Source organism: Actinocorallia lasiicapitis, from assembly GCF_054778695.1.
This window is the reverse complement of sequence record NZ_BAAGZI010000247.1, coordinates 1-8,942: the sequence shown is the minus strand read 5'-3', so window position 1 is coordinate 8,942 and position 8,942 is coordinate 1. Positions and strand designations below refer to the sequence as shown.

At 70.0% G+C, this 8,942-nt stretch carries 8 protein-coding genes; 7 read left to right on the top strand and 1 reads right to left on the bottom strand.

Going from position 1 to position 8,942, the window contains the following annotated elements; genetic code table 11:
• The 7 genes from ACYVE7_RS23140 to ACYVE7_RS23110 form a co-directional block, all read left to right on the top strand.
• The coding region (locus ACYVE7_RS23140) for a DUF4041 domain-containing protein (RefSeq protein ID WP_460367109.1) at nt 1–1,235 on the top strand (1,235 nt) is incomplete at its 5' end.
• An 83-nt stretch (nt 1,236–1,318) separates the two neighbouring features.
• Nucleotides 1,319–1,930, top strand: a complete 612-nt coding sequence (locus ACYVE7_RS23135; protein WP_460367107.1) for a CDP-alcohol phosphatidyltransferase family protein — start codon at nt 1,319–1,321, stop codon at nt 1,928–1,930.
• The gene (locus ACYVE7_RS23130) at nt 1,927–4,425 is read left to right on the top strand and encodes a sugar phosphate nucleotidyltransferase (RefSeq protein WP_460367106.1); all 2,499 of its coding nucleotides are present in this window, start codon (nt 1,927–1,929) and stop codon (nt 4,423–4,425) included. Before ACYVE7_RS23135 ends, ACYVE7_RS23130 begins: the two co-directional genes overlap by 4 nt.
• A gap of 191 nt (nt 4,426–4,616) precedes the next feature.
• A complete protein-coding gene (locus tag ACYVE7_RS23125) occupies nt 4,617–5,141 on the top strand; it encodes an FHA domain-containing protein (RefSeq protein WP_460367105.1) in 525 nt (174 codons plus the stop codon).
• Nucleotides 5,142–5,153: 12 nt separating this feature from the next.
• Nucleotides 5,154–5,834 (top strand): transcriptional regulator FtsR, encoded by a 681-nt coding sequence (gene ftsR / locus ACYVE7_RS23120; protein ID WP_460367104.1) that lies wholly within the window; start codon nt 5,154–5,156, stop codon nt 5,832–5,834.
• A 110-nt stretch (nt 5,835–5,944) separates the two neighbouring features.
• On the top strand, nt 5,945–6,418 hold the full coding sequence (locus ACYVE7_RS23115) for a bifunctional nuclease family protein (protein WP_460367103.1): 474 nt from the start codon (nt 5,945–5,947) through the stop codon (nt 6,416–6,418).
• A gap of 208 nt (nt 6,419–6,626) precedes the next feature.
• Nucleotides 6,627–7,229 carry a MerR family transcriptional regulator gene (locus ACYVE7_RS23110; protein WP_460367102.1) on the top strand — a complete coding sequence of 201 codons (603 nt, stop codon included), beginning with the start codon at nt 6,627–6,629 and terminating at the stop codon, nt 7,227–7,229.
• A gap of 63 nt (nt 7,230–7,292) precedes the next feature.
• Here the strand turns inward: ACYVE7_RS23110 and ACYVE7_RS23105 are convergent.
• A partial coding sequence (locus ACYVE7_RS23105; protein ID WP_460367101.1) for a flippase-like domain-containing protein occupies nt 7,293–8,942 on the bottom strand: 1,650 nt, incomplete at its 5' end.

The following is an 8,942-nucleotide window of genomic DNA, read 5'->3' as shown; positions in this document are numbered from 1 at the left end:
GCCGCGGCGGGTTCCTCGGCGGCGGCAGGCGGGCCCGGATCGAGGAGCTGGAGGAGGAGAACGGACGGCTGCGCGCCTGGATGGCGCGGCTCGGCGCCCAGGACGCCCCGGCAGTCGCGGCCGAGCTGGAAGGGCTGCGCGCCGAGCAGGACGCGGTCAGGGCCGAGACCCTGCGGCTCGAAGCCGAGGCACGCGCGCTGCGGCGGAGTATCGTCGAGACCAACGACGCGGCGCTCCTGCAAGAGGCCGGGGTGTACGAGTTCCAACACCCCCTGGCGAACGCACTGGCCTACAAGCAGGAACTGACCAAGATCAAAGAGCGGATCAAGACGGCGGCGAAGGGCGATCGTGCGGTCACCGGCGCGACCGCCTGGCAGGTCAACGGCTCGGCCGCGCAGGGCGCGAAGATGGTCCGCGACTTCTCCAAACTGATGCTGCGGGCCTACAACGCCGAAGCCGACAACCTGGTCCGGACGATGCGCCCCTACAAGCTGGAGTCCGCGGCCGACCGGTTGGCCAAGAGCGCGGCGGCCATCGAGCGGCTCGGGAAGACCATGAGCATCAAGGTCAGTCCCACCTACCACGAACTGCGGCTCAAGGAGCTGCGGCTGACCGCCGACTACCTGGAGAAGACCGAGCGGGAGAAGGAGGAGCTGCGGGCGGAACGCGAACGGCAGCGGGAAGAGGAGAAGGCCGCCAGGGAGTTCGCCAGGGAGCGGGAGCGGCTCAGGAAGGAGCTGGAGCACAACCAGGCGGCCCTGGCGCGGCTGGAGGCCAACGGGGACGGTGCGGGGGCGGCCGCGATCCGGGAACGGCTGGGGGAGCTGGGGGCCGCGATGGAGGACGTCGAGCTGCGTGAGGCCAACATCCGGACCGGCTACGTCTACGTCATCTCCAACATCGGCGCCTTCGGGGAGCGGATGGTCAAGATCGGGCTGACCCGCAGGCTCGAGCCGATGGACCGGGTCAGGGAGCTCGGTGACGCTTCGGTGCCCTTCCGGTTCGACGTGCACGCCCTGATCTTCAGCCGGGACGCGGTGAGCCTGGAGAACCGGCTGCACCAGGTGTTCGCCGATCGGCGGGTCAACCAGGTCAACCAGCGGCGGGAGTTCTTCTACGCGACCCCGGCGGAGGTCCGCGCCGAGCTGGAGAAGATGCGGTGGGACGGCAACCACGTGCTCGAGTACGAGGAGTTCGCCGAGGCCGTCGAGTTCCGGGCGGGACGAAGGGTGTGAGGTATGTCATAACCGGGCGGTAGGGGGTATCTGGAGCGATCCACCTCGGAGGGGATGATCGGGCGGCCGGTAAGGTCGGGAGCGTGAAGGAGGCGGAGGTGGAGACGATGCGGGACAGGATCTGGACGGTGCCGAACGCGCTGAGCCTGGCCCGGCTGCTGGGAGTGCCGCTGTTCTTCTGGCTGGTGCTGGCCGAGCACGACGGGTGGGCGATCGGGCTGCTGATGCTGGCCGGCCTGTCCGACTGGGCCGACGGCAAGCTCGCGCGGGCGCTCAACCAGACCAGCAAACTCGGCACGATGCTCGACCCGCTCGCCGACCGCCTGTACATCTTCGCGACCCTCATCGGCCTGACCGTCCGGGAGATCGTCCCCTGGTGGCTGACCGGCCTCCTGGTCGCCCGCGAGGTCTACATGTCCGGGCTGCTGGGCGTGCTCAAGCACTACGGCTGGACGGGCCTGCCCGTCAACTTCGTCGGCAAGGCCGCGACGATGAACCTGCTGTACGCGTTCCCGCTGCTGCTGTGGGGCTCCCACGACGGAACCGTCGCCACGGTGGCACGGGTCCTCGGCTGGGCCTTCGCCGCCTGGGGCACCGCCCTGTACTGGTACGCCGCCGCCCTGTACACCGTTCAGGCCCGACAGCTCATCTCGTCCCTGCCCCCCAGTGAAAAGGGAGTTGCTCCAGCGCCATGAAGGCCGTCGTGATGGCCGGAGGCGAGGGGACGCGGCTGCGTCCCATGACCGCCAACCAGCCCAAGCCGCTGCTGCCCGTCATCAACCGACCGATCATGGAGCATGTGCTCCGGCTGCTGAAAAGACACGGTTTCACCGAGACCGTGGTGACCGTCCAGTTCCTGGCCGCCCTCATCCGGAACTACTTCGGTGACGGCGAGGAGCTGGGCATGGCCCTCCAGTACGCGACCGAAGAGGTGCCCCTGGGCACCGCGGGAAGCGTCAAGAACGCCGAGGACGCCCTCAAGGACGACCGCTTCCTGGTGATCTCCGGCGACGCCCTCACCGACATCGACCTGACCGACATGGTGCGCTTCCACAAGGAGAACGGCGCCCTGGTCACGATCGGCCTGAAGCGGGTCCCCAACCCCCTCGAGTTCGGCATCATCATCTGCGACGACGAGGGCCGCATCCAGCGTTTCCTGGAGAAGCCGACCTGGGGCCAGGTCTTCTCCGACACCGTCAACACCGGCATCTACGTGATGGAGCCGGAAGTCCTGGAACGGGTCGCGGCGGGCGAGTCCGTCGACTGGTCCAGTGACGTGTTCCCGCAGCTCCTGGCCGAGGGCGCGCCCCTGTTCGGTTATGTCGCCGACTGCTACTGGGAGGACGTCGGCACCCACGAGTCCTATCTGAAGGCCCAGGCCGACATGCTGTCCGGCAAGATCGACATCGAGATCGACGGTTTCGAGGTCAGCCCCGGCGTCTGGGTGGCGGAGGGCGCCGAGGTCGACCCCGAGGCCGTCCTGAAGGGCCCGCTGTACATCGGCGACTACGCCAAGGTCGAGGCGGGCGCGGAGCTGCGCGAGTTCACCGTGCTGGGCAGCAACGTCGTGGTCAAGGAGGGCGCGTTCCTGCACCGGGCCGTCATCCACGACAACGTCTTCGTCGGCCCGTCCACGAATCTGCGCGGCTGCGTGGTCGGCAAGAACACCGACATCATGGCGGGCGCCCGGATCGAAGAGGGCGGCATCGTCGGCGACGAGTGCGTCATCGAGGCCGAGGCCCTGGTCCAGAACGGGGTGAAGGTCTACCCGTTCAAGACCATCGAGGCGGGCGCGGTCGTCAACACCAGCGTCATCTGGGAGTCGCGCGGCCAGCGCAACCTGTTCGGCGCGCGCGGCGTGTCCGGCCTGGTCAACGTGGAGATCACCCCGGAGCTGGTGGTCCGGCTGACCAGCGCCTACGCCACGACCCTGAAGAAGGGTGCGACGGTCATCACGGCCCGCGACGCCTCCCGCGCCGCCCGCACCCTGAAACGCGCCGTGATCGCCGCCCTGACGGCCAGCGCCATCAACGTCCAGGACCTGGAGGCGTGCGCCCTGCCGCTGGCCAGGTTCGAGACGGCCAACGAGGAGTGCGCCGGCGGCATCTTCATCCGCACCACCCCCGGCGACCCTCAGGGCGTCGACATCATCTTCCTGGACGAGACCGGCGCCGACCTGTCCCAGGCCGCCCAGCGCAAGCTGGAGCGCGTCTACCAGCGGCAGGAGTACCGCAGGGCGTTCCCCGGTGAGATCGCCGAGCTCTCCTACCCGACCAGGACGGTCGAGACCTACTCCAAGGACCTGCTCCGCAGGGTCGACATCACGGGTGTCGCGGACGCCGAACTGAAGATCGTCCTGGACTGTGCGGGCGGGGTCGTCGCGAACGTCCTGCCGGGCCTGCTGAGCCGGGTCGGGGTCGAGGACCTCACCCGCAACAACCGGCTGGACGAGGCCCACCCGACCGAGACCCTGGCCGAGCGGACCCGTGATCTGGAGCGGCTCGGCGAGCTGGTCTCCTCCTCGCGCGCCACGTTCGGCGTCCGGTTCGACCCGGTGGGGGAGCGGATCTCCCTGGTCGACGAGAACGGCGAGCCGATCAGCGACGACCGCGCCCTGCTCGTCCTGCTCGATCTGGTGGCCGCCGAGCGCAGGCAGGGCCGGGTGGCGCTGCCGGTGACCACGACCAGGGTCGCGGAGAAGGTCTGCCGGTTCCACGGGGTGGCCGTCGACTGGGTCGCGACCAGCCAGGACGTCCTCACCAGGGCCGCCGCCGAACCCGACGTGATCTTCGCGGGCGACGGCAGGGGCGGGTTCATCTTCCCCGAGTTCGGCCACACCGTCGACGGGATCGCCGCGTTCGTCCGGCTGGTCGGCCTGGTCGCCAGGACGCGTCTGACGCTCTCCCAGATCGACGAGCGGATCCCCGCCGCCCATCTGCTGAAGCGCAGCGTCCCGACCCCGTGGGCGGCCAAGGGGAGCGTCATGCGGACCGTCGTGGAGGCCGCGGGCGACCGCGAGATCGACACCACGGACGGCGTCCGGGTGGTGGAGAAGGACGGCCGCTGGGCGATGGTCCTGCCCGACCCCGCCGAGGCCGTCACCCATCTGTGGGCGGAGGGCCCCGACCCCGAATCCGCGCGGGCTCTGCTCGACGAATGGGCCGCCGTGGTGGAGGCCGCCGGCACCTGATCGATCACGGACGGACCCGTGACCGCCGCGGGCGCGGTACGGTCTTCCTGACACGTTTCCCGGATGCGGTGATCCGCGCGGCGGCATAGACCGACGATCACCGCGCCCGGTAGCGTTGTCGAGTTAGGTAATCATGCAGAGCGGGGCGCGTCCCGGGGGACAGCGCCGATGGTAGGAGGCCGAGCCGATCGATGCCGAGCGTCTACTGCACCCAGTGCGGTCACGCCAATCCCGATGGCGCCCGCTTCTGCTCCAACTGCGGCACCCCTTTGGTCCGCAGCGCCCAGCCGGCCTCGTACGAGACCCCCGGTGAGTCGACTTCGACGATCTCGATCTCCGGTCTGACCGACGGCCTGGAACTGCCCGAGCAGGAGGACGGCGGCGACCAGCTCAACGTGGAGGCGCTGCCGCCCGGCACCGCTCTCCTCGTGGTGCGGCGCGGTCCCAACGCGGGCAGCAGGTTCCTGCTCGACAAGGACCGCACCTCGGCCGGGCGTCACCCCGAGAGCGACATCTTCCTCGACGACGTGACGGTCTCCCGCCGCCACGCCGAGTTCGCCCGCCAGGGCAACGGTTTCACCGTCCGCGACGTCGGCAGCCTCAACGGCACCTACGTGAACCGCGAGCGGATCGACCACGCCCAGCTGGCGCCGAACGACGAGGTCCAGATCGGCAAGTTCCGGCTGGTCTTCCTGACCAACCCCCACCACGGCTGACCGGGCGGTGGCTTGAGCGCGAGTGCGGCCCGGGCGTACATGACGATCGGGGACGTCCTGACCCAGTTGCGGGCGGATTTCCCCGACATCACCCTCTCCAAGATCAGGTTTCTGGAGGCGGAGGGGCTGATCGAGCCGGAGCGCACTCCCGCGGGCTACCGCAAGTTCGGCAACGCCGACGTGGAGCGGCTCCGCTACATCCTGGCCGCGCAGCGCGACGAGTACCTGCCGCTGCGTGTGATCAAAGAGCAGCTCGACGGCGGGCAGCCGCGGTCGGTGCCGGCCCCGCGCAAGCTGGTGGCCGCCGACTCCGAACCGGCGCGTGACGTGGCGCTGACCCGGCGGCAGCTCCTGGACGGGGCGGGCATCTCCGAGGCCCTGCTGGACGAGCTGGAGGCCTACGGGCTGGTCCGGCGGGTCAGGGGCCAGTACGACAACGACGCCCTCAGCGTGGCCCGCACGGCGGCCGCGCTGGGCGGGTTCGGGTTCGAGGCCCGCCATCTGCGGGTGATCAAGGCGGCGGCCGAGCGGGAGCTCGATCTGATCGAGCAGATGATCGCCCCGCTGCTGCGCCGCCGCAGCCCCGGCGCCCACGAGGAGGCCGGTGAGACGGCTAGGGAGATCTCCGCGCTGGCGCTCGCACTGCACGCCGCCCTGGTCTCCGCGGGGCTGCGCGACAGCCTCGACCGCTAGCCCGATCCGGGCCTTGAGGCGGTGCTCTCTCGATCGGGTCTCTCGATCGGTTACGGCCCTTCGGGTGTAGTTTGGCATGTGAGAGCCGATACCTGCGCCGAGGAGTCGTTGTGAAACTGATGGAGGTCGTCGGCGTACGGGTCGAGATGCCCTCCAACCAGCCGATCGTCCTGCTGAAGGAGTCGGACGGCGACCGGTATCTCCCGATCTGGATCGGCGCGGTGGAGGCCACCGCGATCGCGTTCGCCCAGCAGGGGATGCTGCCCGCCCGCCCGCTGACGCACGATCTGTTCAAGGACGTCATCGAGGCGCTCGGCTCCCAGCTCCGCACGGTCAACATCACCGCGCTCCGCGAGGGGATCTTCTTCGCCGACCTGGTGTTCGCCGGGGGAGTGGAGGTCAGCGCGCGGCCCTCGGACTCCATCGCGCTCGCCCTGCGCACCGGGGCCTCGATCTTCGCGAGCGAGGACGTCCTGGACGAGGCGGGAGTCTCCATCCCCGCTGATGAGCAAGAGGACGAAGTCGAGAAATTCCGGGAGTTCCTGGACACGATCACTCCAGAGGACTTCGACCGCGGCGTGTGAGCTGGTCACAGTGGGTAAGGATTAGCTCGGGACAGCTACGTCCGGCCGTTTGCGCACGTGAAGCCGAATGATCCGGTGTGCGACGCGCCGAGGGCGGACGTTGACCCTGCCCTGACCGGCACCTACCGTGCTGGTGGAACGCTCGTGGTGTAATTCCGCCAAACCCCCTTGGCGGAGCACCGCGTGCTGACAGAAGTCGGAGGTCCGCGTGGCGGTGAGCAGCGGCGAGGACAAGGTGGATCGCGAGCGCGAGCTCGCCTCCCAACGTGCCGGGGAACAGGGCCTGCTGTTCGACAACGGCTCGGTGGGCGCGCCCAGGGCCGATGTCGGCTATCGAGGCCCCACGGCCTGCTCCGCGGCCGGGATCACCTACCGCCAGCTCGACTACTGGGCCCGCACCGGGCTGGTCGAGCCGAGCGTGCGGAGCGCCCACGGCTCGGGCAGCCAGCGCCTGTACGGCTTCCGCGACATCCTGGTCCTCAAGGTCGTCAAGCGGCTGCTGGACGCCGGTGTCTCGCTCCAGCAGATCCGCACGGCCGTCAACCACCTCCGTGACCGCGGTGTGGAGCACCTGTCCCAGATCACCCTGATGAGCGACGGCGTGAGCGTCTACGAGTGCACCTCGCCGGACGAGGTCGTGGATCTGCTCCAGGGCGGCCAGGGCGTCTTCGGGATCGCGCTGGGCCGGGTCTGGCAGGAGGTCGAGGGTTCCCTCGCCGACCTGCCCGCCGAACGCGCCGAGGACGACTTCGGCTCCGACCACGCGGGCGACGAACTGTCGGCCCGCCGCCGCGCCCGCAAGGGCGCCTAGCCGCCTTCAACGAACGCCGAGGGCCCCGGGAAGAATCTTCCCGGGGCCCTCGGCGTTCTCAGGTCAGAGGGCGTCGCGCCGCTGCAGGTAGGTGAAGGAGGCCCAGCCGGGCAGGACCGGCAGCCAGAACGTCAGCAGCCGGAACAGCAGGACGGCCGAGGTGGCCTGCTCCAGCGGCAGGCCCGCGAGCTTCAGCCCGCCGATCAGCGCGGTCTCCACGGCGCCCAGGCCGCCGGGCGTGGGTGCGGCGGAGCCGATCGCGTTGCCGGTGAGGAACACGACCGCGACGGCCGTCCAGGACAGCGAGCCGCCGAACGCGCGGATCGAGGCGTCCAGGCAGATCACGAAGAACACGGTGATCAGCAGGGTGCCGCTGAGCCCCGTCGCGATCTTCTTGGGGTTCTGCAGGACGTCCAGCAGCCGCGGCACCACCCCGTCGAACATGTTCTTGAGCCGCTCCATCACCAGCTTGCGGACCCGTTTGACGGTCGCGAGCGCCCCCAGCACGGCCGCGACCGTCAGCAGCACGATCACGATGGTCTTGGACGGCGCGAACTCGGTGGTCGTGTTCTGGCTCTGCTGCGACCCGGCCAGGAACCCGAAGACGATCAGCAGCCCGATATGGACGACCATCCCGACGAGCTGCGACGCCCCGACGCTCGCCACCGCGGGCCCCGGCCGGATCCCGGCCCGCTGCAGGAACCGCGTGTTGACCGCCACCCCGGAGACCGCTGCGGGCGCGACCAGCTTCACGAACGAGGCCGAGAGCTGCGCCAGGACGGTCCGCCACAGCGACAGCCGCTCGGGCACGAACCCGATCAGCATCATCGCGGCCGCCAGATAGGTGCCGGCGGAAGCCACCAGCGCGACGATCGCCCACCACCAGTTCGCGGTGGTGAGGACCTGGCCGACGTCCACGTTGCCGAGGGTCGACATCAGGAAGTAGGCGGCGATCGTCAGACCGACGATGCTGACGATGGTCCGGGGCCGGAACCGCTCCAGCCGGACGGGCTGGACCTCGACCTCGGGCCAGAACCGCAGGATCTCCTCGCGGAGCCCGCTGAGCAGCTCCTTGTGCTGGCGGAGCGCCTGGCGGGTGTCGCGGGACAGCGCCACCTTCTGCAGCAGCGGCACGATCTGCGCCAGCGACTCCGAGTCGATCACCCGGTGGGCGGTGGCGACGGCCCGCTCGGGCCCGACCCGCAGCGCCAGCGTGGTCAGGAGCTGGGCCTGGTCGAGCCGGAGCAGCAGATCGCCGACCGCGATCTCGCCGCGGGAAAGGCCCACCAGATACGGCTCGCCCGAGTGGACGAGGATCGAGGTCTGGTCGAGGCTGCGGTGGGCGATCCGCTGCTTGTGCAGCAGATCGACCTCGCGCCAGATGCCGACGAGGAGCTCGTCGGTCAGCGCCTTCTCCGGCAGGTCCTGCAGGAGGACGCCGTCGACGTGCTGGTAGGCCAGGAGCGCCGCCTCGGTGCCCACCTCGGACGTCGCGATGAGCCGGGGGGTCCTGGCCTGGGCGGCGGCCACCGCGTAGGCCATCAGCGACTCCTGCTCCAGCGAGCGGCGCAGCGAGCGCAGCGCCCGGCGCGGCTGGTTGGCCCGCAGCCGCAGCCCCCGCCAGATCCGGTAGAGCAGGCCCGAGGTCTGCTGGTCGCGGTCCAGGACGGTGACGTCCAGCGGGCCGCCCGCGGCCTGGACGAGGTAGCGGCG